Here is a 22,332-nt window from a genome sequence, read left to right on the forward strand (position 1 = left end):
TCCTCCCGGCGAAGGAGAAAACTGTCACCCATGCAATCAGTCCATTCTGTTACCTATCTATCCGGTTCGGACACCGGGCACTTCTCCCCGTATAGTGACGGGGAGAAGGGGCTGGCCGCACGCTCGGCGCTTTTTTTGCAGCGCTGGATATTGGCGAAATCCTTTGCGAAGGCGTCCTTCTCCCCGTCACTATACGGGGAGAAGATGGCGGCAGCCAGATGAGGGGCGGCGCCAACCTGCGCGATTGCCTCGACCCTATTCGGCCGCCAGGGGCAGTTGCGGCTGGTCATCGTTTTCCGCCAGTTTCGGCTCGACGGCCGGCGCCGCGTCCTCGACCTTCTTGCGCTCCCGGCCGAAGAACAAGGCATAGCCTGCCGGAAGGACGAGGATGGTCAGCACCGTGGCAACGAGGATGCCGCCCATCATGGCATAGGCGAGCGGACCCCAGAAGACGCCGCGCGAGATCGGGATCAGTGCCAGGACCGCCGTCAGCGCCGTCAGCATGATCGGCCGGAAACGGCGGACTGCCGAGCCGATGATGGCCTCCGAGCGTTCCATGCCGGCTGCGATGTCCTGGTCGATCTGATCGACCAGGATGATCGAGTTGCGCATGATGATGCCAAGCAGCGCGATGACGCCGAGAATGGCGACGAAACCGAACGGCGCGCCACTGATCAAAAGTGCCGCCGCAGCACCGATGATGCCGAGCGGACCGGTCGCCAGCACCAGCATCGCCTTGCCGAAATGCTGCAGCTGGATCATCAGCAGCACGACGATGACGGCCAGCATGATTGGAGCTTTCGCAGCAATCGAGGCCTGGCTTTCGGCCGAATCCTCGGCGCCGCCCTGGATCTCGATGTTGTAGCCAGGCGCCAGGCCGTCGCGCAGGCCCTGCATCTCGCTGTACATCTTCATGACGACATCGTTCGACTGCACGCCGTCCGGCAGCGTGGCGCGCACGCTGATGGTCGGCAGGCGGTCGCGCCGCCATTCGACACCTTGCTCCAGCACCGGGACGACCTTGGCGACCTGCGACAGCGGCACGAAGCCACCGAAATCCGTCGGGACAGAGATCGAGTCGACCGCCGACAGCAGGTGGCGGCTTGCCTCCGGCTCGCGAGCGACGATCGAAACCGTCTCCTCGCCATCACGGAAATCATCGAGCGGCGCTCCCGACATGGTCGCCTGCAGCATCTGGCGGATGCGCTGCGAGGTGACGCCGAGCGCACGGGCGCGATCCTGGTCGATCACCAGCTTCATCTCCGGCACCGGCTCCAGCCAGTCGTCGTGGACGGCGCCGAGCAGCGGATTTGCCTGAAACTTCGCCTTCACCTCGTCGGCGATGCGGCGCACCTCCTGGCGATCCGGGCCCATGACGCGCATCTGCACCGGCCAGCCGGTGGGCGGCCCAAGGAACAGGCGGTCGACCTTGGCGCGGACCGACGGGAAATCCTCGGCCAGAATGGTGCGCAGCTTGACGATCAGCCGCTCGCGGGCCGGTTCGTCATTGGCCATCACCAGAAGCTGGGCAAAGTTCGGATTGCGAAGCTGCTGGTCGAGCGGCAGGAAGAAGCGCGGCGCGCCCTCGCCGATATAGGTGGCGATGAAGCGCTTGTCCTTGTCGTCCATCATCCTGGTTTCGAGCGCCTTGGCCTGCGTCTCGACTTCCTTGATGCTGGTGCCTTCCGGCAGCCAGAGGTCGACAAGGATTTCCGGACGCGACGACTGCGGGAAGAAATTCTGCGGGATGAACTGGAACGCCCACAGGCTGGTGACGAAGGTCACCAGCGTCATGACCAGCACGATGATGCGGTGGCGCACGGACCAGCTGACGGTGGCGCGAAGCCGGCGATAAAAGCGCGTGTCGAAGACATCGTGATGGCTGCCGGCGTGTTTTCGCTGCTTGAGGATCATGTGACCAAGCGACGGCGTGAAATAGACCGCCACGAACCAGGAGACGACCAGCGCGATGCCGACAACGTAGAACAGCGTGCGCACATATTCGCCGGCCGTCGAAGCCGCGAAGCCGACCGGGATGAAGCCGGCGGTGGTGATCAGCGTGCCGGTCAGCATCGGGAAGGCCGTCGAGGTGTAAGCGAAGCTCGCCGCCTCGATCTTGACCATCCCTTCCTCGAGCTTGCGTTCCATCATTTCGACGACGATCATCGCATCGTCGACAAGCAGGCCGAGCGCGATGATCAGCGCGCCAAGCGAAATGCGCTGCAGATCGATGCCGATCTCGTACATGATGGCGAAGGTCGCGGCCAGAACGAGCGGAATGGTGATCGCGATCACCAGGCCCGAACGCCAGCCGATCGTCAGGAACGAAACGACAAGCACGATCAGCAGCGCCTCGCCGAGCGCCGTCATGAACTCGCCCACCGCGTCCCGCACGACTTCCGGCTGGTCGGCGATCTGATCGACCGAAACCCCGTAAGGCAAGGCCTCTTCGAAGCGGTGATAGGTCGCCTCGACCTCCTTGCCGACATCGGTGACGTTGAAGCCCTTGGCCATGACGACGCCGACCTGGACGCTGTCTTGGCCGTTGAATCGGTATTTGCGCTGATAGGGATCTTCGAGACCTGTGGTCACGGTTGCGATGTCGCCGAGGCGGGTCACCTGATTGCCGGCGCGCAGGCGAAGTTCGCGGATGTCGGCCGCCTCCGTCACGCTGCCCTCGACCGAGATGCGCACAGAGCGCTGGCCGGTGTCGACCGAGCCTGCCGGATCGACATTGTTCTGGCCCTTGATCGCGTTCTGCAGATCGGTGAGTGTCAGGCCGCGCTCGGCAAGCACCTTGGACGAAACGTCGATATAGAGTTTTTCCGGCTGGTCGCCGATGATCACGGCCTTCTCGACGCCGGGCGTGGTCAGCAGCATGTCACGCGCCTGGATGGCCAATTTCTTCAGCTCGGGATAGCTGTAGCCATCGCCGCTGATCGAATGCAGGGTGATGAAAGTGTCGCCGAATTCGTCGTTGAAGTAGGGCCCAAGCAGCCCCTGGGGCAGCTCATTGGCGATATCGCCGACCTTCTTGCGCACCTGGTAAAAGGCATCCGCGACCTCAGTCGGATTGGTGTCGCCTTCCACCTGCAAGGTGATGATGGCGCTGCCGGCGCGCGTGTAGGAACGGACGAAATCGAGATGCGGCGTTTCCTGCAGCTTGCGCTCGATCTTGTTGACGACCTGGTCCTCCATCTCCTGGATCGAGGCACCGGGCCAGACCGCCTGGACGACCATGATGCGGAAGGTGAAATCCGGATCTTCCTTCTGGCCCATGCGCATCAAGCCGAGCGCACCGGCAACGATGATCAGGCCGAACAGGAACCGCGCAATGCTCGGGTGCCCGATCGCCCAGCGCGAAAGATTGAAGGGCCGTTTTTCATTGGTGTCGGTGGTGTCGGTGGTCATAGCGCCAGTCCATCTGTCTGATCGTCAGCGCACGCACATGGCATGCCCACGGAGCTTCTAATGCTGGAGCCTGTTCCATCCTGATAGGATCGGGATGGGGCTCCATCTTTCCTGTTCGAGCATGATCTTTTCCGAAAACCGGCTTCCACTTTTCGGGATCATGCTCCAGGCTTCCGGGCGGCGAGGCTTTCCGAGCGGAGAGACACTCATCGCGGTGGGGCGCCAGGATCGATGTCGGGGGGGGAAACATCGACCTGACGTCTCGACAATCGGGCACCTGCCGCCCGGAAACCGTGAACCGCTTGACCTCGCGGCTTGCGCCGATGCGAGGAGAAGCCGTTTTGTGCCTGGCCGTCAGCGCACGTGCTTGACGGCATCGCCATCATCGTCCGCCGATGCGGACTGTTGCACCGCATCGCCGGTCAGCTTGACTTTTAGATTTTCGGCCATGAATTGCGTGCCCGCCGCAACGACGACATCGCCGGGCTTCAATCCTTCGGCAACATGCACGCCGTCGGCGGTGAACTCGGCGACCTTGATCGGACGCGCATGGACGGTCTCGCCGCCGCGGTCCACGGTCCAGACGATCTGCTGGCCGTCTTTTTGCGCCAGCGCGCTCAACGGGATCGATACGCTTTGCAGGCTGTTGTTGGCGGCCGAAGCCTCGATATTCGCGGTCATGCCGAGAAGCACGCGCGGATCGTTGGGCAGGCTGACGCGAACGGCAAAGGTACGCGACTGCTGATCGGCGCTGCCGGCGACTTCACGGACCTTGCCGTCGAGCGTCAGCGCTTCGTCGGACCAGAAGCTTGCTTTGACCTCCTTGCCCGGCTTGAACTGGGCGATATCGGTTTCCGGCACGGCGATCAGCACTTCCTTTTCGCCATCGACGGCAACGGTCACAACCGGCGTGCCGGAGCCGACCACCTGACCGACATCGGCGGTGACTGACGTGACGATGCCGTTCCTGTCCGCCTTGAGGTCGGTGTAGAGGACCTGGTTCTTCGCCTGGTCAAGCGCTGAGCGGGCGGAGTTCCGGGTGGCGACCGCCTGATCATAGCTGAGCGTCGCCTGTTCGAGCTGCGATTTCGAGGCGAACTTCTTGGCAAACAGCTGTTCGGCACGACGGCGGGCAAGGCCCGTCGTCTCGACCTGCCGCTCGGCGGCCTCGAGGCTGGCCTCGGCACTCTTGACCGAAAGGTCGTAGTCGGCGGGATCGATGCGGGCCAGAACGTCGCCCGGCTTGACGCGCTGGCCGATGTCGACCAAGCGCTCGGTGATCTTGCCGTTGATGCGGAACCCGAGATTCATCTCGGTGCGGGCGCGCACCGATCCGGAGTAGGAGAGCTCACGGGTATCGTTCGCCTTGGCGATCTCGACGACCTTGACCGGCCGGACGATGTCCTTGACTTCCACTTTTTCTTGCGAGCAACCGGCGAGCCCAAGCGCCGCGACGACGACCAGAGCCGGACCAATGGCCGGCAGCCTGTTCATGATGGATTTGGACAAAGACACTTGCGTACTCCCGAAATGGAGATGGATTGTCGACGCCCGGCGGACGCCGGCGGTCATTTCTTCAAAGCCCTGAGGGCAAACTCGATAAGCTCGTCCGGCATCGCCCGGTTGTTCTTGGCAAGGCACTGGGCGACCATCTGCGGGTGACAAAGGGTGATGATAGCGGCGCCGAAACACCGCGAAGCGACTTCCGGGTCCTGGTCGGCAAACTCGCCAGCCGCGATTCCCTCGCGGATCACCTCCTCGACCAAGCCGCGGATCCTGTCGATATGCTTCTCGATGACATGCCAATCGCGCTCGATGGCGACGACGACCATTTCGTGCACCTTCTCCTGGTCGAGCATGGTGTCGCGGGTCCACTGATAATGCGTTTGCACGTAGCGGCGAAGACGTTCGCTGGCCGTTCCGGAACTATGGCAGGCGTCGTAGGTCAGTTGGTAGCAAGTAGCGAGCATGCGGCCGCAAACGGCCTGGTGGATTTCGACCTTGGAGGCGAAGAAACGGTAGATGTTCGCCGTCGACATGCCGAGTTCACGGGCTATGTCGGCGACATTGGTCTTGCCGTAGCCGTAGTGGCGGAACAGTCGCTCTGCGCAATCGAGGATGCGCGCAACATTCTCCTGCCGGACCAGGTCAGCCGTCGTGTCGAGGGTGTCATGCATCATTTATCACTAGCTCATTACGAGTGACGAATTTTGAATTTCGTCACTCGTAATTCGAAATCGCCCGCCTGTCAACAGGTGGATGTTACCTGTCTGGGCGACCGGTGACACCTGTCGACACAACCTAGGCGTGAACAGCGTTAACGAAGCCTGCTGCGGGCCGTGCATGGGCATCCCGCCGGTCCTTCAAGACCATCGGCGGCACTCTGCGGCTCAGGTGATCGGCGCCTTATTTTGTTCGAGACGTGCTCCGCAGCGCGCAGCTATGCGTTACCATCCAAGCTGTGGAGATATGGCAAGCTGTGGAGGAGATATGGAATGACCGTGCTGCGCATCGTCTCGAATATCGCAACAGACAGCATTCCGGATGTTCGGAAGTTCTATACCGACTTGTTTGGGCTCGATGCCGTGATGGATCACGGGTGGCTCGTCACGCTGGCGTCCAGCGAAACCACCGTCCCCCAGATCAGCATCGCCAGCGAGGGCGGCTCAGGCACCCCGGTGCCAGATCTGTCGATCGAGGTCGACAATGTCGACGAGGTTTATCTTCGTGCAAACGAGATCGGTTGCAGCGTGGTCTATGATTTGACCGACGAACCGTGGGGCGTAAGACGCTTCTTCATTGCCGACCCGACCGGCAAGCTGCTCAACGTGCTCTCGCATCTTCGGTAGAAGGTGTCTGCAATAATGAACGGGCCCAATTGCGCGGAGGAAAACAATGAGCAGAACAATCCCATTTCATTTCGTCGATGTCTTCGCGGTAGAGCCGCTGACCGGCAATTCCCTTGCGGTGGTCGATTGCGGTGGCGAGTTGGCGCTCGAGCTGATGCAGAACATTGCCCGTGAGTTCAATCAGTCCGAGACCACTTTTGTCCTACCGGCGACCCGGGCGGACGCCGATTGGAAATTGCGCTCTTTCACGCCGAAAGGCGTGGAGGTTTTCGGCGCAGGCGGCCACAACACGCTAGGGGCCTGGTGGTGGCTCGCTGCCGCGGGGCGGCTCGAGTTGGGCGATGGCCCGACATGGTTTCACCAACAGATCGGCGACTTGGTATATCCATTGGCCATCTGGCAAAGCCAGGGAAAACTTGAAAAGATCATTATGCGGCAAGAAGCCCCAGTGGCCGGCCGGCAGATCTCAAATCCTGGCGCCCTTGCCGCGGCACTTGGCCTAAATACTGAAGAAATAACGGACGTCGTGCCTTGCCAGGTGGTCTCGACCGGTGCTGCCCATCTCCTGGTGCCAATCCGCGATCGCCAAGCCGTCGACCGGATTTCGCCTGACGCCAAACAGCTTTTCGACCTGCTCAACGAGGTCGGCGGGGAAGGCTGCTACGTCTTCTCACTTGATCCGCCACTGCGGGGAAGCACAGCGTATGCACGGTTTTTCAACCCGACTGTCGGCATTGCCGAGGATCCGGCAACCGGTACGGCGGCTGGTCCGCTCGCCGCACATCTGGTTGCACACGGTGTTGCGCAGCCCGGCGTAGTCAAGGTCGAGCAAGGCACGGCGCTCGGACGTACCAGCATCATCGAGGTGGATGTCGACGCCGGCTCGGTGAGCGTGTCTGGACGCGGCATCGTGGTGGCGAGCGGGGCGTTTTCGATCTAGTCGAAGGTGACTCAGATGGCGCGCAGGCACCGAACTTATGCCCGTCTCACAAGTTCGCAGCAGGTGGAGCCCCGCCTTTGGCGCGGGTAGGCGGGATGACGTGGTTCTGCCACTCGCTTCGACTTGGATCCGCTTAGGTGGCCGATTAGTTTAATCTGTTCAGGCTTTCGCCCAGTATGACAAGCGCGATGCCGAGCAGCGCAATGTCCTTGATCAGGAACTGGCCGGCGGGACCGAGCGCGGGAAAGCCCAGAGTTGGCTCCCAGATCGGCAGGGCAACCATGATCGAACAGGTGACCAGGAAAATCAGGGCGGCCAATGCCCCGCCGGCGACACCGGCGCGCGCCTACCAAGGGCAGGCAATCAGGAGAAGCCCGGTCGCGATCTCCACGACGCCAAGCAGATAAGAGGCACCGGCTTCACCAAATACCGGATACATCCAGGCGAGCCAAGGCGTGCCGCCGATCAGCGGCCTCAACGCCTCGATCTCAACGGCCGTGAATTTCATCCCGCCGATCATGAGAAGCGGCAATATGACCCCAGTCAGGGCGACGATCGACCCGGCTTTGCTGACCGCGGCGGCCTTTCGCGCCCATGGCCGAGAAAGGGTCTCGTCTTGACCTTCAGACTCTGATGGTCTGAGAATCGGCATGGGGTTCCCTCCTCATGTTCCGTGTCGTGCTTAAGCCTCAGGCGTCGGTTGGTGTCGCAGCTTTTGCTGGCTGCTGCCCAGCCTCAGACTGCCCCCGCACTTTTTGCAACAGGACCCCCGCAAGGATGGCCGCAGCCAGCGCCACCAACGCGCAGATGCCGGCAGTCATCTGGAATGCCTGAGTGAACGCCTCCCGCGCTTTGCCGAGCAGATCGGAACCGAGCGTCTCCGGTAAGGCAATTGCAACTGCGACGGCGCCTCCAAGCGTGTCCTTGGCAACGCTGATTTCCTGTTCGGACACCCCGTCCGCGACCAGCCCGGTCACTCCGCTGCGATAGATGGCGGTGACGATGCTGCCAAGGATCGCGATGCCGAGCGCGCCGCCCAACTCACTGCTGGTTTCCGCGAGGCCGGAGGCCGCACCGGCTTGCCCGGGTTCAACGGTTCCCACGATGAGGTCGGTGGCCAAAGTGAACACCGGTGCAAGGCCCAGGGAAAAGACGCTGTAGCCTGTGACGATGACCGCGAGATCGGCTCGACCGCCACTGCGGGTGAGAATAAGGAATCCCACTGCCGCGAGCGCAAGGCCGACAGCCATCACATAGCCCGGGCGAGCCTTACCGGCCGCGATTGGCGTCAGCATCGAACCGGCGATGAAAGCGACGGCGGAAGGCACCGTCCACAGGCCCGCTACAAAGGGTCCCATCCCGAGCACCAGTTGCAGATATTGCGCGATGAAGAGAAACGAGCCGAACGCCACGAAGAAGCCGAGAACGTTGACCGCCAATGAAGCGCTGAAGGCGCGCGAGCGAAAGAGCCGCAGATCGACCAGAGGATTTTTCAGCCGTGGTTGACGCAAGACGAAAACCGCGCCGACAGCCACGCCGAAGACAATGGCGAAGGCCGCCTCCAAGCCGAATCCATGTTCGGCGATTTCCTTGATGCCGTAGATCACCGAAAGCACCGCGACAAGTGACAGCGCGGCGCTCAAGATGTCGAGCCGACCCGCTTCTGGATCGCGATACTCGGACAGGACCATCGGACCGAACACCAGCAGCGCGACCATGACCGGTACGGCCACGAGGAACACGGAACCCCACCAGAAATAGCTCAGCAGGATGCCCCCGACCAGCGGGCCGATGGCAGCGCCCGCGGAGAAGCTGGCGATCCAGACGCCGATCGCAACCGTGCGCTCCCTCGGATCGAGGAACATGTTGCGGATCAACGAGAGGGTGGACGGCGCAAGCGTGGCCGCGGCAATCCCGAGCAGCGCACGCGAGACGATCAACATTTCGGCGCTTGTGGAGAACGCCGCGAAGACCGAAGCAATTGCAAATGTCACCGCGCCGATCAAAAGCAGTCTGCGGCGGCCGATGCGGTCGCCCAGCGTGCCCATCGTGATCAGGCATCCGGCAAGCAGAAAGCCATAAATGTCCACGATCCACAGAAGTTGCGAACTCGAAGGCCTCAAGTCTGCGCTCAACCGCGGCACAGCCAAATTCAAGACCGTCAGGTCCATGGAATAGAGCAGGCAAGGCAGCGCGATAACCGCGAGCCCCATCCATTCGCGCCGTGTAGCCCTGGGGCTCCGCTCCGCGTTTTCCATTAGAACGCTCCTCCTGCTAGATCTTCTTTCGTCGAGTCGGTTCTTTATCGAGGACGATCGCGAGGCGCTCGATCCGACACAGAGCGATCTTTTTGCTCCGTTCAGCCGATCCAGCTGCTGCAAGGCACGTTGTTGAGTGCGGCTCAGGCACCCCGGTGGCTGATCTGTCGATCGAGGTCGACAATGTCGACGCGGTTTATCTGCGCGCGAACGAGATCGGTTGCAGAGTGGTCTATGATTTGACCGACGAACCGTGGGGGTAAGACGCTTCTTCATTGCCGACCCGACCGGCAAGCTGCTCAACGTGCTCTCGCATCTTCGGTAAAAAAAATTGTTCGCAATACTGAACGGGCCCAATTGCCGGTTCCCGGCATGAGCGGCGGCTCAGGCTAAATTCTGATCTGTCGTGATCCTTCGCGCCCCCCTCTGTCCTGCCGGACATCTCCCCCCCACGAGGGGGGAGATTGGCGGTTTTAGCGCCCAGCTAGTCCTGCAATGTTGAAAGTTGGCGAAAGCGGCGATGACAGCCAATCTCCCCCCAAGTGGGGGAGATGTCCGGCAGGACAGAGGGGGGCGCTGTCCCGCTGCCATCAAACGCTCTGCACCGTCGTGACGCTAACGGCACCTACCCCTTGGCCATCTCCCTCAGCCGGAACTTCTGGATCTTGCCGGTCGAGGTCTTCGGGATTTCGGCGAAGATCACCGCTTTCGGCATTTTGAAGCGGGCGAGCAGCGCGCGGCAGTGATCGATGATCTCGGCCTCGGTCGCCGTCCTGCCCGGCTTCAGCTCGACATAGGCGATCGGCACCTCGCCCCATTTGTCGTCGGGCCTCGCGACGACGCCGCAGGAGGCGACGGCGGTATGCTTGTAGAGCGCCTCCTCGACTTCGATCGAGGAGATGTTCTCGCCGCCGGAAATGATGATGTCCTTGGAGCGGTCCTTGAGCTGGATGTAGCCGTCGGGATGCATGACGCCGAGGTCGCCCGAGTGGAACCAGCCGCCGGCGAAGGCCTCGTCGCTCGCCTTGCGGTTCTTCAGATAGCCCTTCATGACGATGTTGCCGCGGAACATGACCTCGCCGATCGTCTCGCCGTCGGCCGGCGTCTCCTCCATCGTCTCGGGGTCCATCACCGTCAGATCCTCGAGCGCGGCATAGCGCACACCTTGCCTGGCCTTCCTCGCCGCCTTCTGTCCCTTCTCCAGCCCATCCCACTCGCCCTGCCATTCGTTGACGACCGCCGGGCCATAGGTCTCGGTCAGGCCATAGAGGTGGGTGACGGCAAAACCCGCATCGGCCATGCCCGACAGCACCGCTTCCGGCGGCGGTGCCGCGGCGGTGTTGAAGGTGACCGTCTGCGGAAATTGCCGCTTGTCCTCGTCGCTGGCGTTGATCAGCACTGACATCACCACCGGCGCACCGCACAGATGGGTGACGCCGTGGTCGGCGATGGCGTCGTAGATCGGCTTCGGCCGCACCCAGCGCAGGCAGACATGGGTGCCGGCCTGCACGGCCAGCGTCCACGGAAAGCACCAGCCGTTGCAGTGGAACATCGGCAGCGTCCACAGATAGACAGCATGCTTGCCCATGCCGGCATGGATGGTGTTGGCATAGGCCATCAGCGCTGCACCGCGATGGTGATAGACGACGCCCTTGGGATTGCCTGTCGTGCCGGAGGTGTAGTTGAGCGAGATCGCGTCCCATTCGTCGTCCGGCATCGACCAGGCGAAATCCTCGTCGCCGCCCGCGACGAAGGTCTCGTAATCGAGCGAGCCGATCCGCTCGCCCTTGGGATAGGGGGCGTCAGTGGCGTATTCGGGATCGTCATAGTCGATGACCAGCGGTTTTACCCTGGCCAGCGCCAGCGCCTCGCTGACGACATTTGCAAATTCGCGATCGACGACCAGCACCTTGGTTTCGGCATGGTCGAGTTGGAAAGCGATGACGGCGGCATCGAGGCGGGTGTTGAGCGAATGCAGCACCGCCTTGGTCATCGGCACGCCGAAATGCGCTTCCAGCATCGGCGGCGTGTTGGACAACATGACGGTGACGGTGTCGCCCTTGCCGATGCCGCGCCTCTGCAGCGCCGAGGCAAGTTTCAGCGACCGCCGCCAGAAATCGCGATAGGTCGTGCGCTGGCGACCATGGATGATGGCGACATGGTCGGGAAAGGTCCTTGCCGCCCGCTCCAGATAGCTGAGCGGCGTCAGCGGCTGGTGGTTGGCTGGATTCCTGCCGAGATCCTGTTCGTAGGGATTGCCCATCCCGTCCTCCGCTAATGTCTGATCGAAACCTTCTACCCACAGGCTTCCGGCCCGTCACCATGCCACGATAGAGCGCATTTGGCACAAGGTATGATGTAGATTCAGCGGGCGAAAGGCATCGTTTGCGTTTGCCCAGTTTGACTTTTGTCGACAGCCGTGAATAATGTCAGCAAGGAGATGGCATGGCGATCCGACCGGCAGAACAGCTTATCCATAAGGCCGCCTGGCTCTACTATGCCCACGGCTTGCGCCAGGACCAGGTCGCCAGCCAGCTCAAGATTTCCCGAGCCTCGGTCGCCATGTATCTGCGCAAAGCGCGCGAGACCGGCATCGTCAACATCTCGACCTCGACCCAGCTTTTCACCGACGACGTCATGGCGCGCAAACTCGAAGACGCATTGAAGCTCGATGCCGTCTGGATAGCGCCGGAAAACGGCCATGTCGCCGATCCGTCGACCGACATCGCGGTGCTGGCGGCCAGCGTCTTTCTCGAGCTGATCAAGAAGGGCGATCGCATCGGCGTCGCCTGGGGAAGGACCATCTATACGATCGCCGACATCATGTCCTATGCCGATCTGCAGGATGTCACGGTGGTGCAGCTCTGCGGCAATCTGGGAGCCCCCTATTCCTACCGCCCCGACCAATGCACCATGGAAATCGCCCGCCGGCTCAATGCCAAGGGACTCAATTTCTATGCGCCGCTGGTGCTGACGACAGAGGAACTGGCGCGCGGCCTGCGCGACGAGCCGGTGATCCGCGAGCAGTTGTCGGGCATCAGTGCGTGCAATCTGGCGCTTTACTCAGTCGGCACCGTCGACGCCGACAGCCATGTCGTCAAATGCGGCGCGCTGACTGCCAGCGAAATGGAGGTGCTGCGTCGTGCCGGGGCTGCCGGCGTCATCGCCGGTCAGATCATCGACGCGCAAGGCAAGGCGCTCGACTGCAGCTACAACAGGCGGATCATTTCGGCGGAGCTGTCATCGCTGCGCAAGATTGAAAAGCGCCTCGTGGTGGTGCAGGAGGACAGCAAGTTCGGACCGCTGGTGGCGGCGATCGCGGGTGGGCTATGCACGCATCTGGTGGTCGCCGCCCGGATGGCGCGACGGCTGCTCGACCATGCCGGACCGGCAGCAGAAAAGGTCGCCTAGAGAACACAAGCCGCGGACGCATTGTCATCAAGGCGTCGCGGCATTCCTGTTTCACAACAAAACAACCGGACGAAGCGAACATGAAGAACCTGTGGAATGACGGCGACGCGGAGAAGCTGGTTGCCTACTATGCAACAAAGGGTGTGGCCCGCGACCTGGCGCTGCGCGTCTACACGACCAGGCTTCTGGGCGGCGAACCGCGGCTTGTCCTGCATGGCGGCGGCAACACATCGTGCAAGACAAAGGCCATCGATCTCGTCGGCGACGAATGGGACGTGCTCTGCGTCAAGGGCAGCGGCTGGGACATGGGCATCATCGAGCCGCAGGGCCTGCCGGCGGTCAAGCTCGGCGCGCTGCTCAAGGCGCGGTCGCTCAAAAAACTCTCCGACGAAGACATGGTGGCGCTGCAGCGGGTGAACCTGATCGATCCGTCTTCGCCCAACCCTTCAGTCGAGACACTGCTGCACGCCTTCCTGCCGCATAAATTCGTCGACCATACGCACTCGACCGCCATCCTCGCCATTGTCGACCAGGACGATAGCGAGGCGCTGAGCAAGAAGGTCTTCGGCAACAAGATGGGGTTCGTGCCCTACATCATGCCGGGCTTCGACCTGGCGAAGGCGGCTGCCGATGTCTTTGACGCCGACCCGACGGTCGAAGGCCTGATCCTCGACAAGCATGGCATTTTCACCTTCGGCGACGATGCCAAGCAGGCTTACGACCGGATGATCCATTATGTGAACCTCGCCGAGGATTTCATCGCCAGTCACGGCAAGCCGCGCAGCGAAAAAACCGCCTTGCCGGCCAGGCTGGCGAAGCCTGCGGAGATTGCGCCGATGCTGCGCGGCGCGGTGGCGGTGGCGCGCGGCGAAGGCCGCTTCGACCGTATGATCAGCGATTTCCGCACCTCGGACGCGATCGTCGATTTCATCAATTCGGCTGACATTGCCGACTATGCCGGGCGCGGTGTGTCGACGCCCGACCTGTCGATTCGCATCAAGACCGGACCGATGGCGTTGCCGGCGCCCGACGCGGACAAGATCGGCGACTACAAATCCGTCATTCGCCAGCATGTCGAAAAATTCGCCAGGGACTATCGCGCCTACTTCGAGACCAACGACGCGCTCGACGATGTGAAGCGCACTATGCTCGACCAGATGCCGCGCCTGACGCTGGTGCCGGGGCTCGGCATGTTCGGCCATGGCCGCACGCTGAAGGATGCGAAGATTGCATCCGACGTCGGTGAAATGTGGATCGAGGCGGTGCGCGGCGCCGAAGCAATCGGCGATTTCCATCCACTGTCCAAGGCCGACCTTTTTCCGCTCGAATACTGGTCGCTGGAACAGGCCAAGCTCGCCGCCAACAAGTCGAAGCCGCTGACCGGCCAAATTGTGCTGGTCACCGGCGGTGCCGGCGCGATCGGTGCCGCCACGGCAAAGCTGTTCGCCGACAATGGCGCTCATGCGGTCGTCGTCGATCTCGACGCGGCGAGGGCGACGGAGGCCGCAAAAAAAGCTGGCAACGGTTCGATCGGCGTCGGCGCCGACATCACCGACCCGGCGCAGATGCGCGCTGCCTTCGACAAGGCCATTGCCGTCTACGGTGGCCTCGACATCCTCGTCTCGAATGCCGGTGCGGCTTGGGAAGGCAGGATCGGCGAACTCGACGACGCCACTTTGCGCAAGAGCTTCGAACTCAATTTCTTCGCCCACCAGTCGGCGGCGCAGAACGCAGTGCGCATCATGCTCGAGCAGGGCACCGGCGGCGTGCTTTTGTTCAACACCTCCAAGCAGGCGATCAATCCGGGTCCGAAGTTCGGCGCCTATGGCATGCCAAAGGCGGCGACGCTTTTCCTGTCCAGGCAATATGCTGTCGACTACGGCGCCCACGGCATCCGCTCCAATGCCGTCAACGCCGACCGCATCCGTTCCGGGCTGTTGACCGACGCGATGATCGCCAGCCGTTCGAGCGCCCGCGGGGTCTCGGAAAAGGAATATATGGCGGGCAATCTGCTCGGGCAGGAAGTGACGGCCGAAGACGTCGCCCAGGCCTTCCTGCATCAGGCGCTGGCAGAGCGCACCACCGCCAATGTGACGACGGTGGACGGCGGCAACATCGCGGCGGCGCTGCGGTAATGCATGTCGCTCAAACGCCGCACATTTTCGAACGGTACGAACTGGACCGGACGGCTTGCGAATTCGGTCTTTCGTAGCTACATTGTAGCTCTCTTCAAGGAGCAGTAATATGGCAACGGAAACTGTGGTCCGCGCTCGGATCGATGCGGCGACAAAGGCACAGGCGACGGAAGCCTTGGCGGCAATGGGATTGTCCGTTTCCGACGCCATTCGCCTGCTGCTGGTCCGCGTCGCCGCCGACAAGGAGTTCCCCTTTCCGGTGAAGGTGCCGAACGCAACCACTCGAAAGGCCATGTTCGAATTGGAGCAGGGCAAGGGCAAGCGTTTCGCCTCGGCCGACGAGTTGTTCAAGGACTTGGAAATCTGATGTGCTGGCGCCTGTTCGATCCGGACAATTCCGCCGTGATGTGAAACGTGCCGAGAAGCGTGGCAAAGATCTTGGCAAGCTGCGCGAGCTGTTGGGCCTCCTGCTCGCCGGCGATGAACTCCCAGCGAGTTATAAGGATCATCCACTGAAGGGCGACTGGAAAGGCTATCGTGACGCTCACATCGAACCGGACTGGCTCTTGATCTATCGTGTCGCCGGCGATGAGCTACAGCTTGCTCGCACCGGGTCCCATTCCGATCTGTTCAATGAGTAGCCGAGGCGGGCACGCAACTTAGGATTTTTTGCGCTGCGGGCTGGAAACTTGCCATCCTCACCGCGGGACTATTGGACTGCAGGCTAAGCATGAAAACCCAACCCATGCGCACCCTTACCATATCCCTCACCCCGCAGCAGGCTGCCCGCCTGCAAAGCGCTGTCGAAGGCGGGGGATATGCCTCTAACAGCGAGATTGTCCGCGACGCCCTGCGCCTGTGAGAACAGCGCGAGGAATTGCGCGCATTGGAGTTGGAACATTTGAAACGAGCCTATGCCGACGGCATGACCAGCGGCAAGCCGGTGAACGTCGAACCCGCCGAGTTCATACGCGGTTTGAAGGCAGAATGCCGCGCCCGTGGCTAGATATCGGCTCACGCCGACGAAGCAGGCATTCAGACCTGGAAAAGAGCGGCCCGAAAGCCGCTCGTCCCTTACGCCTGCGGAACGCTATTTCGCGTTGGGGTTCGGCATCCAGGCCGGCATCGCGACATCGGCATGGGCGAACTGCGGCAGCTTGGCCGAGAGGTCTTCCATGTTCTTGATGTCCTTGTCGATCAGGTCCTTCTGGGTGATCAGCGTCGGCGGCACGATGACGTTTTGGGCGGGGTCTTCGCCGGCCAAAAGCTGAGCCAGCGCGCGCACCGAAACCTGGCCGACGACGGCCGGGTTGGTGGCAGCGGTTGCCGCCCAGGCGCTGTCGGGCTCGCGCATCGCGGCGATGTCGGAGGTCGAGATGTCGGCCGAATAGATCTTGATGTCCTGCGACAGGCCGGCCTCGTCGACGGCGATCTTCACGCCCTTGGCGAATTCGTCATAGGGCGCGAACATCACCTTGATGTCGGGATTGGCCGACAGCACCGAACGGGCCTGGTTGGCGACGGAATTGGCGATCGGATTGTCGAGCGTGCCGAACATCGCCGCCTCGTTGATGCCCGGATATTTCTTCTTGAACTCGACCCAGGTCTCGTTGCGGCGGTCGAGCGGCGCAATGCCGGCGACATAGACGTAGCCGGCCTTCCAGCTCTCGCCATTGTCCTTGATTGCCTGCTCGAGCGCGAGGCGTGCAAGGTCGCGGTCGGACTGCTCGATCTGCGGTATCTTGGGGTTTTCGACATTGACGTCGAAGGCGACGACCTTGATGCCGGCGTCGACCGCGCGCTGGGCGGCGTCCTTCATCGATTCCGTCAAGCCATGCTGGATGATGATGCCCTGGACGCCAAGCGCGATGGCCTGGTCGACCATGTCCGCCTGAAGGGCGGCGTCCTGGCGGCTGTCGAGGACGCGCAGATCAACGCCAAGCGCCTTGGCCTGCGCTTCGACGCCGGACAGATAGGCCTGGAAGAAGTCGCCGGTCGAGAGATAGCGGACCAGCGCGATCTTGACCGCGCCGGGCTTGTCGAACGGCGCCGGCCTGTCCTGCGCCATTGCCGGGACCTGCATCAGCAGCGCAGCACCGGCAAGCCCGAGTGCTGCCTTCGCCAAAAGTCTTCTTGTGATCTTCATGGTGTCTCCTCCTCTTGTTGAATTCAAATTTCAGCCGGTCGAAAATCCTATCCGTCGAAATCCTACCTGTTGCCCCTGCCGGAAAGGGCGAAGGTGAAGACCAGGGCAACCACGAGAACCACGCCCTTGATGAAATCCTGCGTGTAATAGGGCGCGTTCATCATCGTCAGGCCCTGCAGCAGCACGCCGACAAACACCGCGCCGACAGCCGTGCCGAAGGCGTTCGGCTTGGCGGCGCCAAGAACCGCGTAGCCGATGAGCGCCGCAGCCACTGCGTCGAGCAGGAGATTATTACCCGAGGCGATATCGCCACGTCCAAGCCGGGCAGCGAGCAAAATGCCGCCGATCGAGGCAAAAACCCCCGAAATAACGTAGGCCCAGATCTTGTATGCCTTGACAGGCGCGCCGGCGAGCTCGGCAGCCCGTTGGTTGCTGCCGACCGCATACATCATGCGGCCGAAACGGGTGTATTCGAGAAAGAACCAGATCAGCACCGCAAGCACGAGCAGGACGACGACCGAAACCGGGATGAGGTTGGGGATGAAGAAATCGAAGCGGTGGCGGCCGAGCGCCAGGAAGGCGCGGCCGAACGTGCCGTTGGCGACCGAGCCGTCGGGCATCGTCATGCCGGTGGCGATCGAGCGGCCCTCGGTCGGGATGCGCTGCAAGCCGACGAGCAGGAACATCATGCCGAGCGTCGCCAGCAGATCCGGCACGCGCATATAGACGATCAGCCAGCCATTGATGAGGCCGACGACGACGCCGATCAGGAGACAGGCGACGACCGCAACGATGGCGTTCTGCTCCAGCACCACCATGACATAGGCGGCTGCCATCATGGCGCTGGTAGCGACCGAGCCGATCGACAGGTCGAAGCCGCCGACGACCAGGGTGGCGGTGACGCCGAGCGCCAGCACGCCGGTGATGGCGACCGACTGGAAGATGAAGACGGCGCTCTGCGGCGAGACGAAGCCATCGGCGGCGATGGCGAAATAGGCGATCAACCCGAACAGCAGAACGATGAAGCCATAGCGGATGGCATGGTCGCGCGCGGCTGCCATCCTTACCCAACCCGAACTCATGCCCTCTCCATTCCACGTCCCATTACTGCCCGCCTCACGCTGCACTGTGCAGCGGCCCGCCCGCCACTTCGGCCAGCAGCCGCTCGAGGTCGATGTCGGCATTGCGATGTTCGCCGACGATTGTCTGCTCCGACATCACCAGGATGCGGTCGGCGGTCTCCAGCGCCTCATCGAGCTCGGTGACGAACAGCAGCGTCGCACGGCCGTTGGCGCTCGCCCGCAGCTTGGCCGCGATATCGCGCCTGGCTGAAATGTCGACGCCCTGAAACGGCTCGTCCAGGATGAACAGTCTTGCCGCCTGCGACATCCAGCGGGCGACCATCACCTTCTGCTGGTTGCCGCCCGAAAGCGCCGACATTTCGTCCTTCTCCGAGCGGCAGACGATGCCCAATTCCTGGATTTGCCGGCGGGCGATGGCGCGCTCGACGCGGCGCTTGAGGACGCCCAAACGCGACATCCGCCTGTGGAACGGCAGGCTGATATTTTCCTGGATGTTGAAGTCGCCGACGATCCCGTTTTCGCTCCGGTCCTTGGCGACGAGAAAGACGCCGGCGGCGATCGCCTCGCCTGTCGACCCCGGTGCATAGGCTTTGCCGTTCAGCACCATGGTGCCGGACAGCGGTTTGCGGACGCCAAACAGCGTCTCGGCGAGCGCTGTCTTGCCGACGCCGACGAGGCCGGTGATGGCAACGACCTCGCCGTCGCCGAGCGTCAGCGAGATCGGCCTGGAACCTTCGGCAATCCGCAACCCGTCGATCGTCAGGACAGGCCTGGCCGAATTCCTAGCGACGATCCGGTCGAGCTGGATCTTGCGGCCGAGCATGGCGTTGACCGCGCCTTCATAATCGAGCGGCTTGCGGTCGAAGACGCCTGAGACGACGCCGTCGCGCATCGAGACGATCCGGTCGGCAAGCCGCCTGATGTCGGACATGCGGTGCGAGATGTAGAGGATGGCGACGCCGTGCTCGCGCAGCCTGTCGAGCAGCGCGAAAAGCCGATCTGCCTCGGCGCTGGACAAGGACGAGGTCGGCTCGTCGAGGATCAGCACCTTCGGCTGATGCGCCATGGCGCGGGCAATCGCCACCATCTGGCGATCGGCCAGCGACAGATCGCTGATCCGGGCTTTCAGGTCGATCGCCAGCCCCATGCGGTCGGCAACCGCCTTTGCCTCGCGGCGCACCCGGCCCGGATTGAACAGGGTCGGCGCGCCGCTGCCGCTCAGCCTGTCGAGCGTCAAATTGGTGGCGACGTCGAGGTCGGCGACAACACCGTCATTGATGTTCTGATGAACGGTGACGACGCCGGCGCGGATCGCCTCCGCCGGCGTTTTCGGCGCGAAGTTTTGGTCGGCGAGGCTCATCGTGCCGCTGCCGCGCTCATAAACGCCGCTGATGATCTTGACCAGGGTGGATTTGCCGGCGCCGTTGGCGCCCATCAGCACGGTCACTTCACCGGCATGCAAATCGAGCGAGACGCCGCCAAGCACCTCGATAGGGCCGAAGGATTTCCTCAGGCCGTCGACGCGGAACACGGCATCATTGCCCATTCGTTCCTCCCTGGCGACGACGCTATGGGCTGTTCCGGCAATTGTCAACACGATTGACAATTGCCAGAGGGCTTCCTAGCTTGGACCAACCGTGATGGCTCCACTAAGATGAGAGCACGTAAACGGGAGGTGAGGATGACTGGGAAATTGCCGTTCGAAGCACTGTCGGTCGAAACACTGGCGGCACGCCTCGGCGCCAACGCGGCGCTGTGCTCGCATATCGGCAAGGACACGAGCCGCTGGAAGGTTCGCGAGGTCGGCGACGGCAATCTGAACCTGGTGTTCATCGTCGAGGGTGCGCAGGGTGCGGCCGTCGTCAAGCAGGCCCTGCCCTATGTCCGCCTGGTCGGCGACAGCTGGCCGCTGCCGCTAAAACGTTCCTTCTTCGAATATCACGCGCTGACACGGCAGCATTCGAGAGCGCCCGGTTCGGTGCCGGCGATCCATCACTTCGACGAAGGCCAGGCGCTGATCATCATGGAGTATCTGTCGCCGCACATCATCCTGCGGCGCGCGCTGATCGAGGGCCGGCAACTGCCCAACATCGCCAGAGACATCGGCCTGTTCATGGCCCGCACCCTGTTTCGCGGCTCCGACCTGCATATGGCGACCAGGGATCGCAAGGCCGATCTGGCGCTGTTCGCGGACAATGTCGCGCTTTGCGACATCACCGAGAACCTGGTGTTCTCGGACCCGTATTTCGATGCCAAGATGAACCGGCATACGAGCCCGCAGCTCGACAGCATCGTTGCAGAATTGCGCGCCGACCGCGACCTCAAGGTCGAGGCGCAGCGGCTGAAGCACATTTTTGCGGCCAATGCAGAGACGCTGCTGCACGGCGACCTGCATTCCGGCTCGATCATGGTCACCGAGACAGAAACGCGGATGATCGATCCCGAATTCGCCTTCTACGGCCCGATCGCCTTCGACGTCGGCATGCTGCTCGCCAATTTCTGGATGGCGTTCTTCTCGCAGCGTGGCCACGAGCAGAACGGGAAGCGCGACACCATGCGCGCCTATCTGCTCGACGTCACGGTCGAGACATGGTCGGTGTTCCGCAGCGAGTTCTCGCATCTGTGGCGAACCGAGCGCACCGGCATGCTCTACCAGAAGAGCCTGTTCGAGGATCAGGGCGACAGGCTTGGCGCCGAACAGGCGCTCGACCACATGCTGCACCAGGTGTGGACCGACATGCTGGGCTTTGCCGGCGTCGAGGTGCACAGGCGCATTCTGGGCCTCGCGCACAACGCCGATTTCGAGACCATTGCCGACGCCGATCTGCGCGCCACATGTGAGGCAAAGGCGCTGAAATTCGGCCGTCACATCGCCGTCAACCGGCGCCAGATCCACAGCATCGACGAGGTCAACAAATTGGCCGCACTGATCGAACGGGAGAACAGGATTTGAACGTCGGCGACCGCCACTACCGCACCATCTGGCTGAGCGACGACGGGCGTTCGGTGGAGATTATCGACCAGCGCTGGCTGCCGCATGATTTCCGCGTCGAAAAAGTCGACACCGTTGCCGGCATCGCCACGGCGATCCGCGACATGTGGGTGCGCGGCGCGCCGCTGATCGGCGTCACCGCCGCCTATGGCGTCGCCATGCAGATGGCCGACGACCCTTCGGATGCGGCACTCGACGGCGTCTGGGAGGTCTTGCACGAAACCCGCCCGACCGCGATCAATCTGCGCTGGGCGCTCGATGAGATGCGCAATTTCTTGCGGCCGCTTCCATCTGGACAGCGCGCCGAGGCGGCTTACCGGCGCGCCGGCGAAATCGCCGACGAGGATGTCGGCCTCAACCGCGCCATCGGCGTCAACGGGCTTGAAATCATCAGGGAAATCGCAGCACGCAAAAAACCGGGCGAGCCGGTCAACATCCTGACCCACTGCAATGCCGGCTGGCTGGCCACCGTCGACTACGGCACCGCCACGGCGCCGATCTATCTGGCAACGGAAGCCGGCATTCCCGTTCATGTCTATGTCGATGAAACCCGCCCGCGCAACCAGGGCGCCCAGTTGACCGCATGGGAGATGGCCGGCCACGGCGTGCCGCATACGCTGATCGTCGACAATGCCGGCGGCCATCTGATGCAGCGCGGCCAGATCGACATGGTCATCGTCGGCACCGACCGCACCACCGCCGACGGCGATGTCTGCAACAAGATCGGCACCTATCTGAAGGCGCTGGCCGCCGCCGACAACGACGTGCCGTTCTATGTCGCGCTGCCGTCGCCAACCATCGACTGGACGGGGGGTGACGGGCTGGCCGAAATCCCGATCGAACAGCGTTCCAGCGACGAGGTCTCACTGGTCTGGGGCAAGACCGCGAGTGGCGAGATTGCGCAGGTCCGCATCTCGCCGGAGACGACGCCCGCGGCAAACCCGGCCTTCGACGTGACGCCGGCGCGGCTGGTCACCGGATTGATCACCGAACGCGGCGTCGCCAGGGCGTCGCGGGAGGGCTTGAAGGCGATGTTTCCCGGACGGGGATAATCCTGCTCCCGAATACTGCTGAAACGGTTGGCAGCGGACCCTAAACATCAAGACTG

17 protein-coding genes and 3 pseudogenes are annotated in these 22,332 nt (G+C 62.5%); 11 read left to right on the top strand and 9 right to left on the bottom strand.

Translation table 11 applies throughout. The features are described from left to right. A partial coding sequence (locus AC0L28_RS15990) for a hypothetical protein (RefSeq protein ID WP_473478623.1) occupies positions 1–222 on the top strand: 222 nt, incomplete at its 5' end. Between the two features lie 33 nt (positions 223–255). On the opposite strand, the gene AC0L28_RS15995 is transcribed toward AC0L28_RS15990, so the two are convergent. The 3 genes from AC0L28_RS15995 to AC0L28_RS16005 all read right to left on the bottom strand — a co-directional run bounded on the left by AC0L28_RS15995 (position 256) and on the right by AC0L28_RS16005 (position 5,588). After that, positions 256–3,411 (bottom strand): efflux RND transporter permease subunit, encoded by a 3,156-nt coding sequence (locus AC0L28_RS15995; protein WP_473478626.1) that lies wholly within the window; start codon positions 3,409–3,411, stop codon positions 256–258. Positions 3,412–3,765: 354 nt separating this feature from the next. Further along, a complete protein-coding gene (locus AC0L28_RS16000; protein WP_287179832.1) occupies positions 3,766–4,905 on the bottom strand; it encodes an efflux RND transporter periplasmic adaptor subunit in 1,140 nt (379 codons plus the stop codon). A gap of 74 nt (positions 4,906–4,979) precedes the next feature. Next, complete coding sequence (locus AC0L28_RS16005; RefSeq protein ID WP_128172253.1) at positions 4,980–5,588, bottom strand: TetR/AcrR family transcriptional regulator; 609 nt, start codon at positions 5,586–5,588, stop codon at positions 4,980–4,982. 318 nt (positions 5,589–5,906) lie between these two features. On the opposite strand from AC0L28_RS16005, the gene AC0L28_RS16010 reads away from it, so the two are divergent. Together AC0L28_RS16010 and AC0L28_RS16015 are read left to right on the top strand one after the other, a co-directional pair. Continuing rightward, on the top strand, positions 5,907–6,260 hold the full coding sequence (locus tag AC0L28_RS16010) for a VOC family protein (RefSeq protein WP_473478628.1): 354 nt from the start codon (positions 5,907–5,909) through the stop codon (positions 6,258–6,260). Positions 6,261–6,306: 46 nt separating this feature from the next. Beyond that, the gene (locus AC0L28_RS16015; RefSeq protein WP_473478630.1) at positions 6,307–7,200 is read left to right on the top strand and encodes a PhzF family phenazine biosynthesis protein; all 894 of its coding nucleotides are present in this window, start codon (positions 6,307–6,309) and stop codon (positions 7,198–7,200) included. Positions 7,201–7,345: 145 nt separating this feature from the next. On the opposite strand, the pseudogene AC0L28_RS16020 reads toward AC0L28_RS16015, so the two are convergent. Together AC0L28_RS16020 and AC0L28_RS16025 are read right to left on the bottom strand one after the other, a co-directional pair. Further along, positions 7,346–7,852, bottom strand: a pseudogene (locus AC0L28_RS16020) (DUF417 family protein). 37 nt (positions 7,853–7,889) lie between these two features. Then, positions 7,890–9,458 carry an MFS transporter gene (locus tag AC0L28_RS16025; RefSeq protein ID WP_473478632.1) on the bottom strand — a complete coding sequence of 523 codons (1,569 nt, stop codon included), beginning with the start codon at positions 9,456–9,458 and terminating at the stop codon, positions 7,890–7,892. A gap of 134 nt (positions 9,459–9,592) precedes the next feature. Between AC0L28_RS16025 and AC0L28_RS16030 the strand changes: the two are divergent. After that, positions 9,593–9,783, top strand: a pseudogene (locus AC0L28_RS16030) (VOC family protein); the annotation flags it as partial. Between the two features lie 300 nt (positions 9,784–10,083). Here AC0L28_RS16030 and AC0L28_RS16035 read toward each other — a convergent pair. Beyond that, on the bottom strand, positions 10,084–11,721 hold the full coding sequence (locus AC0L28_RS16035; RefSeq protein WP_473478634.1) for an acyl-CoA synthetase: 1,638 nt from the start codon (positions 11,719–11,721) through the stop codon (positions 10,084–10,086). 182 nt (positions 11,722–11,903) lie between these two features. Here AC0L28_RS16035 and AC0L28_RS16040 point away from each other — a divergent pair, with 182 nt between their 5' ends. From AC0L28_RS16040 to AC0L28_RS16060, 5 genes and pseudogenes are all read left to right on the top strand, one after another. After that, the gene (locus tag AC0L28_RS16040) at positions 11,904–12,869 is read left to right on the top strand and encodes a sugar-binding transcriptional regulator (protein ID WP_128167466.1); all 966 of its coding nucleotides are present in this window, start codon (positions 11,904–11,906) and stop codon (positions 12,867–12,869) included. A gap of 80 nt (positions 12,870–12,949) precedes the next feature. Continuing rightward, positions 12,950–15,004 (top strand): bifunctional aldolase/short-chain dehydrogenase, encoded by a 2,055-nt coding sequence (locus AC0L28_RS16045; protein ID WP_473478636.1) that lies wholly within the window; start codon positions 12,950–12,952, stop codon positions 15,002–15,004. Between the two features lie 109 nt (positions 15,005–15,113). Then, positions 15,114–15,371: a type II toxin-antitoxin system RelB/DinJ family antitoxin gene (locus AC0L28_RS16050; RefSeq protein ID WP_023800222.1), complete on the top strand. Its 258-nt coding sequence runs from the start codon at positions 15,114–15,116 to the stop codon at positions 15,369–15,371. Position 15,372: 1 nt separating this feature from the next. Next, positions 15,373–15,645 (top strand): type II toxin-antitoxin system RelE/ParE family toxin, encoded by a 273-nt coding sequence (locus AC0L28_RS16055; protein ID WP_023800221.1) that lies wholly within the window; start codon positions 15,373–15,375, stop codon positions 15,643–15,645. 104 nt (positions 15,646–15,749) lie between these two features. After that, positions 15,750–16,010, top strand: a pseudogene (locus AC0L28_RS16060) (type II toxin-antitoxin system ParD family antitoxin). Positions 16,011–16,094: 84 nt separating this feature from the next. Here the strand turns inward: AC0L28_RS16060 and AC0L28_RS16065 are convergent. The 3 genes from AC0L28_RS16065 to AC0L28_RS16075 all read right to left on the bottom strand — a co-directional run bounded on the left by AC0L28_RS16065 (position 16,095) and on the right by AC0L28_RS16075 (position 19,778). Continuing rightward, a complete protein-coding gene (locus tag AC0L28_RS16065; protein WP_473478639.1) occupies positions 16,095–17,150 on the bottom strand; it encodes a substrate-binding domain-containing protein in 1,056 nt (351 codons plus the stop codon). A gap of 62 nt (positions 17,151–17,212) precedes the next feature. Continuing rightward, positions 17,213–18,232 (bottom strand): ABC transporter permease, encoded by a 1,020-nt coding sequence (locus AC0L28_RS16070; RefSeq protein WP_287171745.1) that lies wholly within the window; start codon positions 18,230–18,232, stop codon positions 17,213–17,215. Between the two features lie 34 nt (positions 18,233–18,266). Next, on the bottom strand, positions 18,267–19,778 hold the full coding sequence (locus tag AC0L28_RS16075; protein ID WP_023800217.1) for a sugar ABC transporter ATP-binding protein: 1,512 nt from the start codon (positions 19,776–19,778) through the stop codon (positions 18,267–18,269). 135 nt (positions 19,779–19,913) lie between these two features. Here AC0L28_RS16075 and mtnK point away from each other — a divergent pair, with 135 nt between their 5' ends. Together mtnK and mtnA are read left to right on the top strand one after the other, a co-directional pair. After that, positions 19,914–21,185, top strand: coding sequence for an S-methyl-5-thioribose kinase (gene mtnK, locus AC0L28_RS16080; protein ID WP_473478641.1), 1,272 nt, complete (start codon positions 19,914–19,916; stop codon positions 21,183–21,185). Continuing rightward, positions 21,182–22,276: an S-methyl-5-thioribose-1-phosphate isomerase gene (gene mtnA, locus AC0L28_RS16085; RefSeq protein WP_473478643.1), complete on the top strand. Its 1,095-nt coding sequence runs from the start codon at positions 21,182–21,184 to the stop codon at positions 22,274–22,276. The genes mtnK and mtnA overlap by 4 nt, the downstream gene beginning before the upstream one ends. The last annotated feature ends 56 nt before the right edge of the window (positions 22,277–22,332 follow it).

This window comes from Mesorhizobium sp. WSM4847, from assembly GCF_055811335.1.